A 20,392-nucleotide genomic window follows, 5' to 3' on the forward strand; every position below is an offset into this window, starting at 1 on the left:
AGCCTAATCGTAGAAAGTTTCCTTATCAATCCGCCCAGCTTTCATGGTAACAGCATGATCACACATGTAATCCACCACTTCAGGATCATGACTGACCATGACCATCGTCAAATCACGCTTGGCTTTTAACTCGTTTAGCAAGTTAAGTATTTCCGCCTGAACTGACATATCCAATGCTGACGTTGGTTCGTCCAGTAGAAGAAGCTTGGGCTCCAGCAGCAAGGCTCGGATAATCGCGACACGTTGACGTTGCCCGCCTGACAATTGATGGGGATAGCGGTCAATCATATTATCTGACAGCCCCACAAGTTTGAAACCTTCGCTGAGTCGATCGTCGATGTCTTGATAGCCAAGCAACTTTAGTGGTTCAGATAAGGCCCGACGTAAACGGTGTTTAGGATGCAACGAGGCATACGGGTCTTGAAACACCATTTGTACACGACGGCGTAATTCACCGCTAAAGACTTTGCCTGGTGTTAATGGCTGATCAAGTAGCTTTATACGGCCACTCCAATGTGGGTTCAACCCCGCCAATACCCAAAGCAAGGTGGATTTGCCACAACCCGAAGGACCCACCAAACCAAAACATTCACCTGCTTTTATCGATACATTCACATCATGAACGACCGTGTTTTTTTCCAAGCCTTGTACATGACTGATGCTCACGTCTTTTAATTCAAGCACACTCATTTGGCTGCTCCTTCGGTTAAGGTCGCTAATGCTCCACGATCCAGCACCGGAAGCGCTTGCCCTCGCTTATCAATATTGGGCCGACAAGACCACAAGGTCTGCGTATAGGGATGTGTCGCATTAGACAGCTGGGAAGCAGGTAACTGATCGATCAGTTGACCTTGATACATCACCAATACACGTTCGCAATAATCGGCTACCTGTTGTAAGTCATGACTGATCAGCAGCAGCCCCATATTCCGTTCCTCAACTAAAGACGCAATCAGCTCTAGCACTTGGTCGCGCACGGCATGATCCAGGGCGGAAGTGGGTTCATCAGCAATCAAAAATTGCGGATCATTAATCAACGCGATGGCAAGCATGACACGCTGTCCCATACCGCCGGATAATTGGTGAGGATAAAGCTTGCGAAGTTTAGCAGGGTTAGGCAAGCCGACTGCATCCAACATATGTTCGACTTTTTCAACTCGTGTTTTTTTGGTCAGAGATTGATGAAGCACCAAAGGTTCTTCTACTTGCCTGCCAATGTTTTGCGATGGGTTCAAAGCGTATTTTGGGTCTTGTAATACCATAGACACCTGTTTACCACGCAATTGAAGCCACTGACGCTGGCTGTATGACAACACCGCCTCACCAAGCAACTCAAAACGGTTAGCCTGAACATGCAATGATGCTGGCAACAAGCCCATTAAAGAGCGCGCAGTCAGTGACTTACCTGAGCCGGATTCCCCCACCAAAGCAACGCGCTCACGCCCCATGGCAAAGTCGATACCTTTAATCAATTCGGTGCCGTCTTCTAGACCAATATGTAGGTTCTCGACCTGTATCAAACTGCTGTTATTTGTCATGACGAGGGTCCATTTTATCTCTTAAGCCATCACCAAGCAGATTAAATGCAAGGCTTGCAAACAAAATAGCAAAGCCTGGTACAGCGGCCACCCACCATTGATCAAAGATCACTCGGCTACCACTAGACACCATCGACCCCCACTCTGCCGTTGGCGGCTGAATCCCCATACCTAAAAACCCCAAACCTGCCGCCGCAAGAATAATTCCTCCTAGGTTTAAAGCGGCCCGAACAATCGCGCTAGGCAACACCAAAGGCAAAATATGACCAACAATCAAACGCCAGCCAGTTACGCCCTGCATTTTTGCCGCAGACAGATAATCACTACGACGAATGGATAAGGTTTCCGTGCGCGCTTGGCGAGCAAAAGACGGCCAACTGGTAAAGGCGAGCGCCAAAGCGCCATTCATCAAACCCGGACCTAAAATCGACACCAACGCCAGTGCAATGACCAAGCTTGGCAACGACATAACAATGTCCGTCATACGCATTAATACACGCTCAGTCCAGCCACCAAAATAGCCAGCGCAAATCCCCACGATTAAACCAATAGGCACGGTTAGAATAACCACTAAACTGACCAGAATGAGTGTTGGACGTGCCCCGTACAATACGCGTGAGAATAAATCTCGACCAAAACGGTCTGTACCAAACCAATGCTGTGCATCAGGCGCTAACAATCGATCTTGAATGTTCTGAAGGTTTGGGTCAAAGGGGGAAAGAAGCGGCGCCAATAACGCCAGTCCAAGCAGGATCACCACCATCACCAACCCCACATTAAAGGTATTTAACCAATGTGGTAAATGAAGTCCGCTGGCGATTCTCTTCGTACTCTTTTCTAAAGGGTCTTTTTGAAGACTAGAATTTATCATCGTGTTCTCGGGTCCACCCATTTTGTCAGTGCGTCTGCAAACGCGTTCAGCAGAATAAAACAGGTACCTATTAACAAGGTTGCCCCTAATACAGCAGAAATGTCCGATGCAAACAACGCACTGGTCAAATACCGCCCCAGCCCTGGCCAAGCAAATACCGTTTCGGTCAATACAGCCCCTTCCAGTAAGCTGGCGTAGGAAAGCGCGAGGATGGTAATTAAGGTACCTAAAACATTCGGAAATATATGAACAAGGATAATACGCAGCCGACTCGCTCCTTTGGCTTGCGCCAAGATCACATATTCTTTATTACTTTCTTCCAACATCACAGCGCGTAATAAGCGAGTGATCGACGCCATAGAAAGTAATGCCAGCACGGCAACAGGCAACCATAAATGGGCAATGGCATTTTTCAATATTGCTGGATCACCACTGCGAAGGGCGTCTAACAAGACAAAACCACTATGTTGCGTCATGGTATAGGTATAAATGTCGTCTAATCGCCCTGGCCCTGCTGACCAATGCAAGGTGGCATAAAACAATAAAAGACCTAATAAGCCTAACCAAAACACAGGCACCGAATACCCTAATAAGGAGATGAAACGCGCGAGGTGATCCATCCAACTACCCGGCTTAAAAACCGCCATGGCCGCGAGCAAGATGCCAAACAAGGCTCCAAAGATCATTGCGCAAGTTGCCAGCTCAATGGTTGCAGGAAAAGTACGCATCAAGTCATTAATAACTGGCTGCTGCGTCAGTTGAGAGACGCCTAAATCCCCATGGCTCAAACGCCCCAGATAATGCAAAAACTGCATCGGCAAGGGTTGGTCTAGACCTAATTCATGACGTGCTTGATCGTATGTCGCTTGGCTGGCATGGTCTCCCACTAGCTGTAACACAGGATCAACCGGTGCCGCTCGTGACAAAATAAAAGTAAATATCAGCAAACCAAACAAGGTCAGTGCCAATGAAATAAGGCCGCTCACCAACTGTCGGCTGCGGCCTATCCAAAGTCGGCGCTTAGCGCCGACTGAGTAGGTTGAAGTGCTCATTATTTAGAAACGTTCTTGTAATAAACCATATCAGGCATGATGCCTTGCACATAACCTTTTAGATCGCTACGAATGGCAACCAGTTTTTTGTTTTGCAAACCCACCACAATCGGCGAGTTTTCTCGTACTTTACGCTGTAGCGTTTCATACATTTGAGTCCGTTTCGCTTCATTCGTCTCAGCACGAGCCGCAAGCGTCATTTTACTCAATTCTGGTATCTGCCAGTTTGCACGCCATGCAAGGGTTTTTGAGCCATTTTCTGGGTTATAAGCAAACGCTGACGCGTTGGTATTTGGATCAAAATAATCTGGCCCCCAAGCTGATACGGTTGCTTCAAAATGGTGAGTATTCACTTCGCTTGATACTTGACTGCTCACACCAGGGATGAGCTCGACTTTAATCCCTGCACGGGCAAAACTGGCTTGCAGCGCTTGCGCGACATCCAAATACGGCGGCTGATTACTCACGATCAACTTAAAGTGTGGGTTCTTAATGCCCGCCTTTTTCAAGATGGCTTTGGCTTTCTCTGGATCATAATGGTACGGCTGATCCTTTAAAGCGCCTTTAAAACCTTGCGGTAAAAAAGACTGTTGAACTTGGAATTGGCCACGCATCAAGTCCACAGCAATGCCTTTATAGTCAAATGCCCAATGTGCCGCTTTCCAGAACGCGGGGTTTGCTAAATCGGGATTGTTTTTCGCTTTGGTATTAAACAAAATGTAGTACAAAGACGCATAAGGCAATGCCAGCGTTTTCACACCGGGCTTATCTTTTAAAGATTGAAACTGATCCGCCCCTAAGTTACGCGCAATATCCGCATCGCCTTGTTCAATCAATAACTGACGGGTTGCCGCATCTGGCACGTTTTTCATCAAAATCATGCCCAATTTTGGCGCGCCGCCTGGGGAGGTTTTATTCGCCGTTAACACCAAGGCTTCATGAGGTGTGTATTGTCTGATTTGGAATGGTCCACTGCCTGCCGAATGATCATTCAACCAAGCATGGCCAAAGTCACCATTTTTCGCATGAGCCATTACGGTTTTTTCATCTACAATCGAAGACACTGGCGCAGATAAAAGACTCAAAACGAACGATGGGCCAACATTAACATTCCAAGTAATTTTTACTTTGTTATCAGCCACTTTTTGAATGTGACTGTCCACATTGTCTTTATTCCACCCCAATTGCGTCAAAATAAAAGACGGCGCCAAGTTCAACTTCACCACACGGGCAAGGGAAAAAGCCACATCTTCAGGGCGTACTGGGTTACCACTGGCAAACTCAGCCCCTTTACGTAAGGTAATGGTCAAACTTTTTGGCGTAGATACCCAACTTGCCGCCAAGGTTGGCTCTAGCTCAGTTGGTTTCTTTGGGTTTGCCTGAACCAAACGTTGATACACATTAGTAAAGGTTTGCACTGAGGTTAATTCAAAACCTTGAGCAGGATCCAAACTGGTCACATCATCTAAGGACTGAGCAACCACTAGCGCATTAGGTGGGGTGGCTGCCAACACAGAGAAACTACTCAGACATAGCAACAGACTGGTTGCTAGTAATTTTTTCATGATTTCATATTCCTAGTGAATTAATTACGCTTATTTTATGCGAGAGTGAAAATGAGGAAAAGTAAACAGGTTTGATTGGCACAATAGTTACACAGTTATAGTTTATTTTTTTTGAAAAAAAACTTTTAATAGCTTTTTAGAATTTTGTTATAACGTAATAGTCAGAAAAGACTCAGATCGGCACAGTTAGGATTTCACTCTCGTGACGAGCAGCTGTTTAATGCTATTTAATAACACTTAGTCAACGATTATGACTCTGCTAATCGCTCATAGGTAATAACAAAAAGTGTTTCAACGCCTGGATAAATCTCTCGAATAACACCTTTTAACTCTGGTAGTGTCATGTTTTCTTGTTTTGCATGGTCCTCATCAAGCGACGAGAAAGCAATAGGCTCTACCGATAGGATACGTAACTGACAAAAATAACGACCCGTTTCAAAAGTCGACACATTCACCACTGAGCCAACGTGATAATGACTCTCGGATTCATCGCGAATCGTGATGACTTTTTTATCACGAAGAATATCGGCTTCAAAGCGCTCAAAGAACGTCATGTCTTTTAATGTTTTCATGGTAATTTGCTCAAGAAAAATACAGCATACTATTTATGGGGAGCACATGATCTCTAATCATCTTCATGCGCTAATGTAAATCATGGGAAATACAATATGATCGATTGCAGCCATCAAAACAGGGATTACACAACACTCATCTCGCTAAAAATGGTCATTGTTAGGTAAATCCAAATTATTGATTTTTGTTTTTCCCAGCATTTTCAGCAATAGGTTACGGCAAGAACGTAATGCAGGATACAACACTGAAGCCAACTTTTTCGAACGAAACAACCAAAAGTTAAAACGGTTAAACAGTCCTGACCGACTACTCAGCAAGGATAAAGCATGAATGGCGTCTGCACCATAATAAAACTGCCCATGCATTTTCAACACCATGCCTTGGTCGATATCCAAACCACGGTCAGTACTCTCTTTCATTACGGCATTGTTTTCGCGAGCATCGATCAGGACTAGGTTTCCCACACTGTCACGAATACGCACAATTTGACAGTAGTAATGGCAAGCGGGACAGTCCTTATCATAAATCAACAAAATATCCTGTGAACTCATTGCGGCTTACTCTTTTTATGTCATAACACATATGGATTTAAATGCACCCAAATTCTCTCTATTCTGTTGCAGTACATTTCTTAGCGCGAATTATTAGAATCGTTAACAGTATAATGGCAGGGACAATCATCATGCCTGCCGATATCATGGTTCCCTTAAGCCCCATAACATCTAAAACATTCCCACCAATAATCACACCTAAACCAATTGCGCTATTCAATACTGCAGTATGCACCGCTGTTGCTGGTACAGTGTCATCACCCGCAATACGTAACACCCAAGTCTGTAGTCCGGTAAATAAGCACGAAATAGCAGTCCCCCAGACCATTAGAAAGGCGACGACTAGTATTATACCTATCTGTGGCCCGTAGATCCCTAAAGCAGTTAATGCCAGCGCCATCGATATCAATGCTAATAAAATGAACCTTTTTAAGTAACGATCAATAAAAAACGCGCTTAGTAAGTTGCCTAAGAAACCGGCTGCACCGAAGGTAAATAATAAAACAGCAATCAGGTAAGACGTAATGCCAGGGACCTTCTCAATAAAGGGTTCAACAAATGTGTAAGCACTAAAGTGGGCGGCAGCTGTCAGTCCAGTAATCACATAAGTAATCAAAAGGTCTTTGCGCTTTAATACAGCGATAAAACCTATCCCTTTATTGAATGACCGAATGTGTATTGAGGGCATTACTAGGGCGATCGCTCCAGCACTGGCGATACACATAAAAGAAAGACAGACAAATGCAGTGCGCCAGCTATAGTGTTGCCCCACCAAATTTATCAGTGGAACGCCCATGACTGTGGCAATAGTGATGCCTCCCAACACTATAGACGTAGCGACTCCTACTCGCTGTGCTGGGACAATATGTGCAGCTGTAGCCGCAACGATAGCCCAGAATACACCATGTGCTAATGCACCTAAGGCTCGAGCACTGAGTAGAGCTAAAAATTCATGTGCGAATGCGGCTAAGCCGTTTGAAACAGCCAATATTAACATGAGTGTAATTAACAGCGACTTACGAGGTATCCAATGGTTTAACCAGTTGGACATCAAGCCACTTGCAGCGCCTATCCATGCGTACAACGTAACTGTCAGGCCGATAGTCGACGGGGATTGTCCTAGATCGGATGATATCTGGGACATTAAACCAATTGGTGCGAACTCGGAGGTTACCATCGTGAACGAAGCCGCACACAATACACTGACTACACACCATATACGTAATATTGAGGTCAACATTGGTTGTATTTATTCCTGCTAACAGCAAAGGATGTATGACCCTACCCACACCACTCTTTGCGTGAATAAAATCTGTATGATAGAAGTTAGATATCTATGGACACATCATATTCTGAGAGCCAACTATTCATCCCAACCACTCGTTCCATACCATGTGCTCGTGTAACCACACAGTCATGGGGACGAAAAATGCTCAAAAAAAAGCCTTGGCAGGTAACACCCTACCAAGACTTTTTTATACCACATCTAAAAAGCTTAAAGTACTTGACCAAGAAAACGCTGTAAGCGCGGGTTATCGGATTCAAAGAATCGATCTGGCGTTTCTTCAAACACCAATTCACCATCCTCCATGAACACCACTCGATCAGCCACTTCTCTAGCAAACCCCATTTCATGTGTGACGACCACCATGGTCATACCACCACCTGCAAGACTCTTCATGACATCCAACACTTCCCCCACCATTTCTGGGTCAAGCGCACTGGTTGGCTCATCAAACAGCATAATTTTGGGGCTCATCGCCAAAGCTCTAGCAATGGCGACACGCTGTTGTTGTCCTCCAGAAAGGTGTGACGGATAGTTACTCATCCGATCCGCCAGCCCCACCTTAGCCATTAAGTCTTTTGCTTCTGCTTCTGCTTCTTTGGCAGACTTTTTAAGCACCTTCATGGGTGACAACATCACGTTACCCAATGCAGTTTTGTGTGGAAACAGATTAAAGGACTGAAACACCATCCCCACTTCTTCTCGCACTTTGTTGATATTGGTCTCTTTATGGGTCAAGTTGATATCATCAATATGAATCGTTCCATCGGATATGGTCTCTAGCTGATTCAAGGTCCGCAAAAATGTCGATTTACCCGAACCACTTGGCCCAATAATCACCACAACCTCGCCTTTTTTGATATTAAGCGATACTTTTTTAAGGGCGTGGCACCCATTTGGGTAAATTTTTTCCACGCTGTCAGCGACAATAATACTGTCTTTCAAAATGGGATTAGTCACTGGCTGATAACCTCTTCTCTAACTTTTGAATGACCCAAGATAGGCTTCCAGTAAGTACCAAATACAAGATCGCCACTGTAAACCACACCTCAAACGGAGCAAACGTTGAGCTCACGACCTCACGACCTGCTTTTGTTAAATCCGTAATCGAAATGACCGACACCAAGGAAGAATCTTTAATCAAGTTAATAAACTGCCCTGCTAAAGGAGGCAAAGTACGTTTAAAAGCCTGTGGCAAAATAACATAGATCATTGCCTTAATATAATTCATTCCTAAACTGCGGGCCGCTTCCATTTGACCTGGATGGATAGACTGAATCCCCGCTCGAATAATTTCAGCAATGTAGGCGCCTGTAAAAACAGAAAGCGCGGCCACACCTGCCGTAAACCTATCCAAATTCAGCACGGTGCCAATAAAGAAATAGAAGATAAAGATCTGGACCAATAGCGGTGTCCCGCGAATCACTTCAATGTAAGTCACCGACAAATAACGCAGCACGGGATTATGGGAAATACGTGCAAGCCCTGTAAATAACCCTATGATCATCGCAAAGATCAATGACACGGCAGAAATTTTCAGCGTCATGATCAAGCCCCAAGAAAGGGAGCCCAGGTGCCAGCCTTTTATTGTCGCGACCGTATCACCTTCAAAAACCAGATCACCCGTATGAGCAACGGCCTTATCGTATTTTGTGACAACAAAAGTTTGACCCGAATCCGATTGCACCACTATCTTATGTGTTTTGGGATTGACTGATTCGATAGAACCATCAAAAGGTGCTTTAATATCAGTAGGTTGGAAGCTAATAAGATACTGGGGGATACGCTCCCAACGCCAGTTGTAACTAAGACTTTTACTCGATGCATATACTCCATATCCAATTCCAATCATGATAAGGACATATAACATTTTCCATAAAAGCAGATTGTTTTGCTTTTTCATCGGTGAAGCATTCCCCGTATGTTTCATTTTACTTTGTCGTGCCCGTTATAAAAGAGTGTTAATAACAATGAGACCAACAAAATAAAGAATAGAAGCGCTATCTTGCGAATAAGAGGCGAGGCAACCTTGCCCCGCCTATAAGACGTGATTGAAATTATTGAACGGTGCTTAACCAGCCTTTGGTTTTGAACCATTTGTGATAGATTTTATCGTAGGTACCATCACCTTTCACTTGATCCAAATAATTATTAAGGAAGTTTAGAAAATCTGGGTCGCCTTTGCGGATCGCCCACGCCAATGGCTCGTAGGTAAATGGCTTATCAAGAAGATCCACTTTCCCTTTATTTTGAGCCGCATAGATCGCGTTGTATGGTAAATCGTAAACAAACGCGTCGGCTTTACCATTAACAACTTGTAGCGCTGCCTCAGACTCTGTTTCAAATAATTGCAGTTTTGCTTTGCTCATCAGTTTCTTGGTTGCGATTTCACCCGTTACACCTAATTTTGTCGCGATGGTGTATTTAGGATTATTCAAATCTTTATAGCTCTTCACGATGCCTTTTAGCTTAGGATTAATCAGGATCGTCTGACCAATAACAATATAAGGATGTGCAAAATTCACTTTCAGGTTACGCTGAGCCGTGATGGTCATACCAGACATGATGATGTCACATTTAGATGTTAATAGCGCCGGAATGATACCATCCCAAGCTGTGTTACGAAGAGACAATTTAACGCCCATGGCGTGCGCCATTGTTTTCGCCATGTCGACGTCAAAACCGACAATACGACCAGCTTTATCACGCATTTCGAACGGCATATAGCCTGCTTCCAAACACACCTCTAGTGAGCCACGCTTAACGATTTGATTAAGAGTGGACTTTTCCCATAGAGCGTTATCGGATGCGGATGCGATACCCACATAAAATAACATTATAACCGCTGCAACTAGTTTCTTCATGCTTGTCTCTCTCTGCTTGAGTGCTGTTATTGCCAATTTACTGTAAATACAAAATGGCTGATAAAAGAAAATTCGACTTAATTACTCTGTATTGCTAAAAGATCAGAAATCGCACCAAAAAAGAACAACTTAACCATCTGGTGAAGCACCTTTTTGAAGCGTTGTTCCAGTCAAGTAACAATCCTAATTCGCTAAGATAATCTATTTGTAAACAAATTCGCAACAAATTGTGAATTCGTCAACAAAACACGCAATCTTGATGCCAATACTTTCTTATAGTGCAAAGTCGAAAAGATAACCACTAGATACGGACAAGATTTTACCGAAATTTGACAAAAAAGGCCGTTTGATGCGCACCTTCTCTTCACCAATGATCAAACAATAAGCACATTCTCTACCACCTTGGTTACAAAATAACCCAACCATGTCACAGACAAGTGCTGTAATTTGCATTACACTGTAACGATATTTAGTATTACACTAGCGTCGAAAAGCCAAGGTCAGCAGCATGAATATACAAGGATCTTCATTCTTATACGGTCAAAATGGTCTGCAAGGTAGTCAAAACAGACTGGACCAAGCAAGCCAAAAAGTCGCCCAAGCGTCGACTCAAACCGTCAATCAGAGAAATGTGAATCAAAATGAAGCAACGACGAACAATGCTCGATATGGTTCGCAGATTCAGGATGGATTAGTTGAAGCCAAACAAAGCGAGCTAGAATCTAAAGCCAATGCCAAAGTCATCGATGCGTCGAATAAGACCATTGGTTCATTGATCGATATTAAAGTATAATTCCCGCGATTACTGCACTTATTGTATTACCTATCGTCCTATTTTGACTGGCTTGCAGTTTGGCTAGAAACTGGCCGTAAGACAAAGTCTCCGATGCCTAGCCGCTACCAGTTCAGTACATTTCTAAGCAAACGTTAACTCAACACACTCATATCAAAACCAGCAGCCTAGTAACCTCCTTGAGGAACAGGCAATCCAGTGGACGGAGACAATATAACGCAACAACACACTTGCGTCTTTAGCATTAAAAAAGCCCTAACATTTACATGCTAGAGCTTTTAAAAATTGACTAAAAATGCAGGCCAATCAGAGGCTAAGCGCCGTACCACATAATGGCAAAAAAGTGACTTATCGTGCCAGATAGAACAAACAAATGCCAGATCAAGTGGCTGTATTTAATTCGTGAATCAAACACAAAAAACAGCACGCCAATGGTGTAAAGTACGCCACCCAGCACCAATAAGTACAAGCCTTCGGTTTGCATTCGCTCAATCAATGGGTTGATAGCAACCAAAATCAACCAGCCCAATAAGACATACAAGCCAGTTGAAATCGCTGGGTGAGACACTCGACCAAAGGCCTTTAAGGCCACTCCTGTCAATGCTAGCCCCCAAACCGCACCGAGTAGAGACCACCCCCACGCCCCCTTTAATACACCCAGCATAAAGGGCGTATAGGTTCCTGCGATCAACAAATAGACCGCCGCATGGTCAATCACCCGAAAAACTTCTTTGACTCGCTGCCAGCCAGCAGGCATGGCATGATATAAGGTCGATGCTAAATACAAAATAATCATGGTGGCAGAAAAAATACTTACGCCAACCACAAAGCTCACATCAGCGTATTTTACCGCGCTAATAATTAAAAACGGCGTACCGACAATCGCCGCGACCAGCCCTAAACCATGACTGATACTGTTGGCAATCTCTTCACCTAAAGATTGCCCTCGATTAGAATTCGACATTGCTATCGACATAACTTGCTCTCTCCATAATCTTTTTCTCATTGCGTAAGTGCACTCACTTACCTGAGCGACTGATCACATGGCTACTTTCGCATAAGCTCCCTTTCTTCATGATGTAACCCCAAAATACGTAACCAATCACTGATAAATAAAAATCAATCGTATTAAAAGGATGGGGGAAAGAGCCCGATTTAGCAACCATAACAACTGTATAAACTAAGAAAGTTACATGATCATGACATCCTCAACCGTCAGTTCAATTGAGTATTAAGCCACCCATCCGCTGTAATCGATGGAAACTTTTCGAGTTAAAAAAGCGCCCGACAATGGACGCTCATTTATCTTGCTATGCTGATAGAAAGCGAACAGCCTGAAATAGCTGCTCTTATCGTCGATCAAGATACTCGCACTAAACGAAGGTTGCCCCTCGAGTGTTCACATAGAGCGAATAGATAGAGTGGGAAGCCGCCATAAAGAGTCGATTCCCCTTGGTGCCTCCAAAACAAATATTGGCACAGTATTCGGGCAATGAGATGTGACCTATTGCTTTTCCATGTTTGTTAAAGACCATCACTCCATTTAACGCCTTAGAATCTTGCCCCTTAGAACCGTCACTGCCCCAACCACACCAAAGGTTGCCATCTTGGTCACATTTAATCCCATCAAAAGCTGCATGCTTAATGTTGGAAATAAACGCTTTACGAGTCCCTAGCGTACCGTCGGATGCCACATCGTAGGCCCACACTTTGCGATTCGGCCCTGTCAAACAATCAACAACATATAAAATGGATTCATCTGGCGAAAAGCACAAACCATTAGGGCCGGCAATCTCTGTGATCACTTGCGTTAACTTACCGGTTTGTCCATCTATACGATAGACAGCATCCGGCAATTCAGTTTTCACAATATTACCTTCATACATGCTGCCAGCTTGGAACGGCGGATCTGTAAACCAAATTGAGCCATCACGTTTTACAATAACGTCATTAGGAGAGTTAAAGCGTTTACCTTCAAAATTATCGGCCAATACCGTAATCGTACCATTGTGCTCGGTTCTTGTTACGCGACGTCCTTCCACATCCGTCGTTGAGCCCTCACAGGCAATAAGACGTCCTTCAAGATCGCGACAAAGACCATTAGAATGGTTCGATTTATAACGGTAAACACTCAACTCATCCGTAAGTTCGTCCCAGCGCATAATGCGATTATTTGCAATGTCGCTGACCAATAAATAACGTCCATCACCACTCCAAACAGGACCTTCTACCCAGCGCATTCCGGTCGCGAGGCGTTCAACGCTGGCATTAAACAAACGATACTTGGCAAAGCTCTCATCCAATATTTTGACATGCTCATCAGGGTAGTTGAGGCTTAAAGGCTGCGCTAATAACTTACCCGATAAAACAGCACCGCCTAGCGCCACACCAGACCAAGCTAAAGTCTTTTTTAATATATCACGACGAGAATAAGACATCTCAGATACAGCCGAACAGGCCTGTTTGTCCCTTTTCATATACAACAACTCCTTTTTAATGATAGAGCCAATCTTTCTAGATCTTGGCGTGGCTCCTAATGCTTAAAGAAATCCAGTGTGTTCTTTTGCTTCAACGCTAACTGTGCCAACTCTTTTGCCGCCTGCTGAGTCTGTTCAACCGCTGACACATTTTGATTCACTAGATCCACCGTTGTCGCGGTATTTTTATTAATGTCTGCCGTGACATTAAACTGCTCTTGAGACGCTGCAGCGACGAGAGTATTTATGTCAGAAAGTGTGCGAACGTACGTTGTTAATTCATCAAAAGACACTTTTACATTTTCAGCCAGCTCTACGGACTCCTCGATTGACCTCACATTCTCGATCATATTGTCATTGGCTTTTTTGGACTGATCCTGCAATGTATTAATAATTGCTTGAATGGTTGATGTTGATTCTTGGGTCTTCGCAGCAAGACTTCGAACTTCATCGGCGACCACTGCAAAGCCTCTGCCTTGCTCGCCTGCACGCGCGGCCTCAATGGCGGCATTGAGTGCCAATAAATTTGTCTGCTCAGAAATGGAGCTGATGACATTAGTGACTTCACCAATATTGAGCGTTTCTTCACGTAACTTGGCAATCATCTCGGCGGTTTGATTAAACGTCGTATTAATAGAGCGGGTTAAGTTAATCGACTTTTCTAGCCCTTGGTGTCCTTTCGTTACACTCTCTATGGCCTTATTCGCTTGGTCTTCTGCCTGAACAGCGTTTGCGCTGACTTCTTCTGACGCGTTAGACAACTCATTCACCGCATTGGCAATCGACTCAACCTCTTTCAGTTCTTCTTGCGCGTTCTCCGCCGTACTCTTCATCACTAAGGTTAGTTCTTCGGAAGCCGATGACACACTGTCAGAAATCGATAAACTACCTTTGATAATCTCTGATAATTTATTATTCAAAGCAATAATCGAGGCATAAATTCCTGTTTCATCACCGTTCTGTTTTAAGGGTTGGGATAAATCCCCTTTGGCAATTCGAGAAATGATCTGTGAGATTTCTTTTGGTTCCCCGCCAATTGGTTTATAAACCAAATTCACTACACCTATATAAACAATACATAGGGATAGAATAATCAAAACAGCAAAAATAATGATGGAACCAATCAACATGTCTTGACTTGGCTTGGAAACCACATCATCCCAAGTAAAAGAAACCACCGTCCAATTACGATCTTTTAACTTTCCTGCAAAGGCTGTCACACCACGACCATCAATCGAATAATCAAGAACAGGATGACTTGAAGAAAATCTTTTGTAGTCTGGTCGAATATCGTAAATATTTTTACCCAACCATTTTTTATTAGGGGCTGAGACGACATACCCAGAGTCATCATATACAAACACATTATTTTTAGGCACTAAGGTTTTAATATAGTCCGTGAGTTCAGCCACTTTTAATGTAATACAGACCACAGCAACCACGTTACCATCATGATAAATAGGTGAGGCCAATGCGAACACATCAGCTTGCTCTCCCTCGCCAAAATACGCTTTGGTAATGATATTTTTCTCACCTGAAAAGGCACGAACATACCATTCTTTATTTAGCTCTTTGGCATTAAAACCAGGGTAAAATCGATCATCCTCAAATGACTTACCATTTTTCAGCCCAACAAACGCCGCCAGAATATGAGGGTCTGTTTTTTTTAATTTATCTAGGGCCTTTATCACCTGCTGTTGATCGGAAAAGTTTAAATCGTCGTTAAAACTCACCGAAAAACTATTTAAAGACTTGAAGTAGCCATTTATTTTTTCATCAAGGGCCTCTGCAACAAGACTGGTTTCAACCTTTTGATTGTCTAGAGCAGACTTTGTATTAAATGAACTGAACCGATAATAGCCGTTCCAAGTTAAAATACATGAAATAATCAAAATGAGAAAAAGAGTAAAAAATAGAATTCTATTTTTTAAGGAGATCTGCATAGTTATGTCCCTTATCAATGAGGTCGTTATTAGTCACACCACTTAAGATGACCAATACCAAAAAAACATAGAAGACATACTTTCTATTCGAACCACTCAAAAAATAATAAAATCAGTTAACTACCTATAAAATAGAAGTAAAAGACGGCACACTGATAAAATATATTTATAAGAGAATTCAACCTTATGATTTATAAATTATTTTCACAAAGAGTGAGTGATAAAACACTCACAATAAAAATCCGTTTAGAAGACGCTTCCATAGCTAATTTGCTAGAAGAGTACCTTAATGATGGCATTCTTCCTATCCCCCCGTCTTAATTTTTTTACTTTTTATTGACAAAAGAACACATTCTCACAACTTTGCCGTCACGACATCAATGGCATGTCGCTTTTATCAAGCATCACCTTGTACTCATCCAGTCTTTACAATGAAAAATCAACACAAAAGCACGCCGATAACACACCGCCATTCTTCAGAAAAATGCCAACGATTGTTGATGATTAAACGTCATCAGCTTTATGGAAAGGAACGCCCTATAGCACAAGTCGCTTTGGCATTTTTGATTTTATTAAGCATTAGCTCGGGTTCTGAGCCCGTCACATTGTGGGCAGCAAACAAAGCGGCGGATTCCGCTACACCGTAGACGCCAACGGTGTTATAAACGTATTCAGAGCGAGAACTAAGGAAAGTCTCCATAGTAGAGAGTTGGTCGGCCGAAAAAGTATGAAAGGCCCAACCGTATTTTTCCGCTAACGCGATAAGATTCACCTCATCCGCTTTAATATCAATGCTACTGAGTGAATTAATATCACTTGGGGTTAAGTCTTTTTGATCTAACGCATCGAGCATTAAGCTTTCAAGAAACGCCAACGGACACCCACGCTCACACCCCATACCAAGAGTGTAAACCGGATTCAGGTAAGGTTTTGCCGTCGTCACTACCAATTGGGCACCAAGCGCTTGTGCCACTTGTGCTCCCCACTCATTGGCTCCCCCCTCGTGACCAGACAAGAGCGGGATAACGAACTTGCCTTCTTCATCCAATACCAACACCGGAGGATCTTGGCGTTTGTTTTGAATCACGGGAGCAAGCGTTCTCATAACAATGCCAGTGGCACAGATAAAAATCAGCGAGTCCCCCTGTTCAAATGCCCTTTGCACCTGCTCAGCGAACGGCTTTGGTTTATAGTCTAGAATACTGTTGGGCCAAAAAGTCTGTAAGCGCTGGGCCAATTCTTTTCCTGCTGGCGTTAACGCAATCACTCGAATCATCGGGTGCCTCGCTCCGATTTGGTCACGACAAAAAGTGAAAAGTACGGTCCAGCACCATTTTCCAAGGTCGATACATCATGAACAATACGTTCATTGTCGCGACCGATATATTCTAGATATTTCGCATCCTGTATTCGATTGGTCTTACGCAAGGCCATTAAAATACGCGGACGCGCTCGCCCTGCTTTCATAATGACGACACTATCATGTTGCTCAAGTGCACTATCAATTTGCTCTGGCGAATGACGCCCACTCACTACAGCTAACGATTCTTTTAAGACCGTTAACGGGTGATTCAGGGCTGACGATGCCGCATTGATGGACGACACTCCAGGTACCACCTGGCATGCAAAGCGTCCTTCTAAGCGCTCTAGCAAATAGGCAAAGGAACCAAAAAACAAGGGATCCCCCTCGCATAAAAATACCACATCCTTACCTTGTGATAATTCATGGGCAATAGCCTTAGCACCGCTATCATAAGCGTCGTTAGCCAACTGACGGTCGGTGGACATGGGCATCACGATGGCTATTTCATGCTGTTTATGGGCCACACCAACAAACGCTTCACAGGCAATGCTTTTCGCTTGAGAGCCTCCTTCGGCATTCGCAAGATAACTGATCACATCGGCGGATTGAATTAAACGTAAGGCTTTTAGGGTAATTAACTCTGGGTCGCCGGGTCCGACACCGACACCAATAAATCGACCCTGTTTTTCTTCTGTGTCCATGCCATTCATTAGGCGTTTTCCTTAAAGGCATTCGTGCTTTTTTTGAGAACATAATGATAATGGGGCGCGACTTTACCACTAAGCTTAGAAAAATGAAAAAGGCTCACGGGCAAATTTGGGCGAAACACCCGTTGCCCTGCTAGTCGCTCCCCCTTACTGATAGACAATTGCACACTCTGTTCGTTTGCGTCTTGCTTTAGATCACGTTGCTGAACAAATTGCATTACTTGGTATTTAGTCTCTTCGGTCACAGCACTCACTGTCAACGTGCCACCAAGCGGTAAAATCGACCAAACACTCTCAAGTAAAACGCAGAGCTCACCATCACTGCCGCCAATAAAGACTTTACTCGGTAAAGGCAAATCCACCAGCGCATCAGGAGCCCGCCCCGCCACAATAGACAAATTCTGAACAACACCAAAGCACTCTTGATTGGCCCTTAAACATGCCAAACGCTCGGCATGATGCTCAATGGCAATGATCCGACTATGAGGATGCCAATAGGCCAACTCCACACTGACGCCACCACAACCTGCACCAATATCCCAAACAGTGTCATCCTGATTGATATTCATGTAAGACAAAACCGCCAGACGCACTTCCCGCTTGGTTATCATGCCTTTCCCTTCACCTTTATCGGTAATAAAAGACACATCTGGAATACCTGGGGCACTTGGGTAAATTGACGTTTGTTGACTGGTTTTCACCACGATCACATTCAATGGATCAAACACAGCGTCATTCTCAAGCCCCTCTTTGGCAACAAAGGTTCGTACTTTTTCATGGGCATAACCTAGCGCCTCACACACCGTTATTTCACTGTGATCCATCCCAGCCATGCTACATTCTTGAGCGATCTGTTTCGGTTGACTGTATTGGTCGGTCAGTAACACCAAAGTTTTGTTTGACTGCAAATGGCGACGCAAACTGGCAAGTGGACGGCCATGCAAACTCACGACCTGAACGTTTTGCAAAGACAAACCAAGGCGATGACAAGCCACTTGCACACTGGACACATTGGGGTAAAAACACAAGGATTCAAACGGAAAAGTACGTACTAACCAAGCCCCAATACCGTAATAAAGAGGATCCCCCGACGCTAAGACCACCACCTGCTCAGCCCCTTGGGTTTGCCACTGACCAAACAACTCTGCCAATTGTGTTAGCTTAGGTAACGTCTGTCTCTGGGCTTGATGAGAATAGTGAGCAATGGTGTCATGTTGGCGAGAGGCCCCTAAGACAATGTCCTTGGCAGATAAATTCGCAAGCAGTGATTGCGCTTCTTCCGAGAGTATTGCCTGTTCCGAAACTCCAAGGCCAACAACGTGTATTTTCATCGGTATTTTTTCCATCAATTATATCTACTGCCCACTTCCACTACTAATAATACTCTTGAATATTACAACGCAATAAAGCGTTACAACTGGCGGAAGTCACTGCACTGCCCCCCATGCGACCAAGCAACGTTATGCATTCGATGCCAAGCCTTTCATGGGCTTGCCACAACGCCTCTTTCGACTCAGCCGCCCCCACAAACCCCACCGGCATTCCTATAATTAAAGCGGGCTTGGGCGCCCCTTGAGCGATCATCTCCAATAAACGAAACAGCGCCGTCGGTGCATTACCAATAAGCACCACACTGCCCGCTAGAGTGTCTTGCCATAAACTCAAGGCCGCCATAGAGCGAGTTTCCCCTTTGTTTTTTGCCAGTTCAGCAGTACGAGGATCGTTTAGAAAACACAAGGGGTCACGTTCTATCATGCGTTTGGTCACACCTTGCTTGACCATCTCCACATCACACAAAATGGCACAATTTTTTGCTAACGCCTCTCGCCCTGCTTGGGTGGCATGTTGGCTAAAACGCATTTGGGTCGACACATCAGGAAAGCCTAAACTATGCACCACTCGCATCACCACTTGTTGTTGATCTTGAGTAAAAGCCGATAAATCGGTCAATTCGCGAATTTGCCGAAAGCTCTCCTGCTCAATCGCCTGAGGGTTGTTCTCATATTGATAAACGTTGTCGGAAACCTGTTGAGAAAAAGTATCTTGAGTCACTGTTGGTTGTCTTTTTGTTGATTTTTAAAAGTCGGAATGATGTTCCCCCAAGCCGCTAAACACGCTTGCAGGCACTTATCTGTATCGCTGAATTCTTGATCCGCTTCCGGCAAGCGTGGCCTTGTGTGTAGCAAAACAGGAATAGATAACGCTCGGGCCGCTTCCAACTTAGCATAGGTGGCGCTGCCTCCACTGTTTTTGCTGACAATGACATCCACTTGTTGAGCCTGCAATAAATGCTGTTCTTCTTCCAGGTGAAAAGGCCCAATGGCCTTTACCCAATGTACAGCCCTAGGCAGATCAAATGCAGGCGCCACTGCCGTTCGCCACACCACATATTCAATACTTGGCAACTGTAAAATGCGCTGCAACGAGTCTTCGTTCACTTGACCCGCACTCAGTAATGGACGCTTAAAATGGGCTAATTGCAAAATAAGTACTTCATCGTCGTCATAATAACGCCATTGATCTCCCGCGACAGCTTGCCACGCGGGGCGATGAAAACGCCAACAAGGGATGCCAACCTCTCTAGCGGCCTCGACCGCTTTGCTGCTCATGGTTTGCGCATAAGGGTGGGTGACATCCAAAATAGCAGCAACATTCTGTTCGGTTAGATAGTTGGCTAACCCACCAAATTGCGTAAAGCCACCGACCACTAATTCACAATCCACTTTAGGAACGCGCACCAAGCCAGCCAAACTGTATATCACGCGGATGCCCGCTTGATGCAGCGCATCCGCCAGCCGTCTGGCATCCGCCGTTCCACCAAGTAGCAGTAGCTTTTTTGTTCGCTCTTTTGCATCCAACGCCATCATCCC

20 protein-coding genes are annotated in these 20,392 nt (G+C 44.3%); 1 reads left to right on the top strand and 19 read right to left on the bottom strand.

Annotated elements, in window-relative coordinates:
• Positions 1-3: 3 nt before the first annotated feature.
• The 11 genes from AC0VYG_RS15845 to AC0VYG_RS15895 all read right to left on the bottom strand — a co-directional run bounded on the left by AC0VYG_RS15845 (position 4) and on the right by AC0VYG_RS15895 (position 10,299).
• Entirely contained in the window at positions 4-690 is a 687-nt protein-coding gene (locus AC0VYG_RS15845) for an ABC transporter ATP-binding protein (RefSeq protein WP_475428919.1), read from the bottom strand.
• Complete coding sequence (locus AC0VYG_RS15850; protein WP_475428920.1) at positions 687-1,538, bottom strand: ABC transporter ATP-binding protein; 852 nt, start codon at positions 1,536-1,538, stop codon at positions 687-689. The genes AC0VYG_RS15845 and AC0VYG_RS15850 overlap by 4 nt, the downstream gene beginning before the upstream one ends.
• Positions 1,528-2,409: an ABC transporter permease gene (locus AC0VYG_RS15855; RefSeq protein ID WP_475428921.1), complete on the bottom strand. Its 882-nt coding sequence runs from the start codon at positions 2,407-2,409 to the stop codon at positions 1,528-1,530. The genes AC0VYG_RS15850 and AC0VYG_RS15855 overlap by 11 nt, the downstream gene beginning before the upstream one ends.
• Positions 2,406-3,461, bottom strand: a complete 1,056-nt coding sequence (locus AC0VYG_RS15860; protein ID WP_067020600.1) for an ABC transporter permease — start codon at positions 3,459-3,461, stop codon at positions 2,406-2,408. Before AC0VYG_RS15860 ends, AC0VYG_RS15855 begins: the two co-directional genes overlap by 4 nt.
• Positions 3,461-5,026 carry an ABC transporter substrate-binding protein gene (locus AC0VYG_RS15865; protein ID WP_475428922.1) on the bottom strand — a complete coding sequence of 522 codons (1,566 nt, stop codon included), beginning with the start codon at positions 5,024-5,026 and terminating at the stop codon, positions 3,461-3,463. The genes AC0VYG_RS15860 and AC0VYG_RS15865 overlap by 1 nt, the downstream gene beginning before the upstream one ends.
• A gap of 248 nt (positions 5,027-5,274) precedes the next feature.
• Positions 5,275-5,598 (bottom strand): N(4)-acetylcytidine aminohydrolase, encoded by a 324-nt coding sequence (yqfB, locus tag AC0VYG_RS15870; RefSeq protein ID WP_475428923.1) that lies wholly within the window; start codon positions 5,596-5,598, stop codon positions 5,275-5,277.
• A 144-nt stretch (positions 5,599-5,742) separates the two neighbouring features.
• Entirely contained in the window at positions 5,743-6,150 is a 408-nt protein-coding gene (locus AC0VYG_RS15875) for a DCC1-like thiol-disulfide oxidoreductase family protein (RefSeq protein ID WP_475428924.1), read from the bottom strand.
• Between the two features lie 58 nt (positions 6,151-6,208).
• A complete protein-coding gene (locus tag AC0VYG_RS15880) occupies positions 6,209-7,390 on the bottom strand; it encodes an MFS transporter (protein WP_475428925.1) in 1,182 nt (393 codons plus the stop codon).
• 255 nt (positions 7,391-7,645) lie between these two features.
• Positions 7,646-8,395, bottom strand: coding sequence for an amino acid ABC transporter ATP-binding protein (locus tag AC0VYG_RS15885; protein WP_475428926.1), 750 nt, complete (start codon positions 8,393-8,395; stop codon positions 7,646-7,648).
• Positions 8,388-9,287: an amino acid ABC transporter permease gene (locus AC0VYG_RS15890; RefSeq protein ID WP_475428927.1), complete on the bottom strand. Its 900-nt coding sequence runs from the start codon at positions 9,285-9,287 to the stop codon at positions 8,388-8,390. The genes AC0VYG_RS15885 and AC0VYG_RS15890 overlap by 8 nt, the downstream gene beginning before the upstream one ends.
• A 205-nt stretch (positions 9,288-9,492) precedes the next feature.
• A complete protein-coding gene (locus AC0VYG_RS15895) occupies positions 9,493-10,299 on the bottom strand; it encodes a transporter substrate-binding domain-containing protein (RefSeq protein ID WP_475428928.1) in 807 nt (268 codons plus the stop codon).
• Positions 10,300-10,807: 508 nt separating this feature from the next.
• On the opposite strand from AC0VYG_RS15895, the gene AC0VYG_RS15900 reads away from it, so the two are divergent.
• Positions 10,808-11,092: a hypothetical protein gene (locus AC0VYG_RS15900; RefSeq protein WP_475428929.1), complete on the top strand. Its 285-nt coding sequence runs from the start codon at positions 10,808-10,810 to the stop codon at positions 11,090-11,092.
• 313 nt (positions 11,093-11,405) lie between these two features.
• Here the strand turns inward: AC0VYG_RS15900 and trhA are convergent, their stop codons facing one another.
• The 8 genes from trhA to AC0VYG_RS15940 all read right to left on the bottom strand — a co-directional run bounded on the left by trhA (position 11,406) and on the right by AC0VYG_RS15940 (position 20,389).
• A complete protein-coding gene (gene trhA / locus AC0VYG_RS15905) occupies positions 11,406-12,068 on the bottom strand; it encodes a PAQR family membrane homeostasis protein TrhA (RefSeq protein WP_475428930.1) in 663 nt (220 codons plus the stop codon).
• 397 nt (positions 12,069-12,465) lie between these two features.
• Positions 12,466-13,569: an SMP-30/gluconolactonase/LRE family protein gene (locus AC0VYG_RS15910; RefSeq protein ID WP_475428931.1), complete on the bottom strand. Its 1,104-nt coding sequence runs from the start codon at positions 13,567-13,569 to the stop codon at positions 12,466-12,468.
• Positions 13,570-13,625: 56 nt separating this feature from the next.
• Positions 13,626-15,512, bottom strand: a complete 1,887-nt coding sequence (locus AC0VYG_RS15915; protein WP_475428932.1) for a methyl-accepting chemotaxis protein — start codon at positions 15,510-15,512, stop codon at positions 13,626-13,628.
• A 520-nt stretch (positions 15,513-16,032) separates the two neighbouring features.
• The gene (locus AC0VYG_RS15920) at positions 16,033-16,788 is read right to left on the bottom strand and encodes a cobalt-precorrin 5A hydrolase (RefSeq protein WP_475428933.1); all 756 of its coding nucleotides are present in this window, start codon (positions 16,786-16,788) and stop codon (positions 16,033-16,035) included.
• On the bottom strand, positions 16,785-17,525 hold the full coding sequence (cobI, locus tag AC0VYG_RS15925) for a precorrin-2 C(20)-methyltransferase (RefSeq protein ID WP_475428934.1): 741 nt from the start codon (positions 17,523-17,525) through the stop codon (positions 16,785-16,787). The genes AC0VYG_RS15920 and cobI overlap by 4 nt, the downstream gene beginning before the upstream one ends.
• Positions 17,525-18,853 (bottom strand): precorrin-6y C5,15-methyltransferase (decarboxylating) subunit CbiE, encoded by a 1,329-nt coding sequence (gene cbiE, locus AC0VYG_RS15930; protein ID WP_475428935.1) that lies wholly within the window; start codon positions 18,851-18,853, stop codon positions 17,525-17,527. Before cbiE ends, cobI begins: the two co-directional genes overlap by 1 nt.
• Before the next feature lie 43 nt (positions 18,854-18,896).
• The gene (locus tag AC0VYG_RS15935) at positions 18,897-19,574 is read right to left on the bottom strand and encodes a precorrin-8X methylmutase (RefSeq protein ID WP_475428936.1); all 678 of its coding nucleotides are present in this window, start codon (positions 19,572-19,574) and stop codon (positions 18,897-18,899) included.
• A complete protein-coding gene (locus AC0VYG_RS15940) occupies positions 19,571-20,389 on the bottom strand; it encodes a precorrin-6A/cobalt-precorrin-6A reductase (RefSeq protein WP_475449862.1) in 819 nt (272 codons plus the stop codon). The genes AC0VYG_RS15935 and AC0VYG_RS15940 overlap by 4 nt, the downstream gene beginning before the upstream one ends.
• Between the last annotated feature and the right edge of the window lie 3 nt (positions 20,390-20,392).

Source organism: Marinomonas sp. 63XJN7_7_ISO-PGPR-S23-202 (assembly GCF_056173505.1).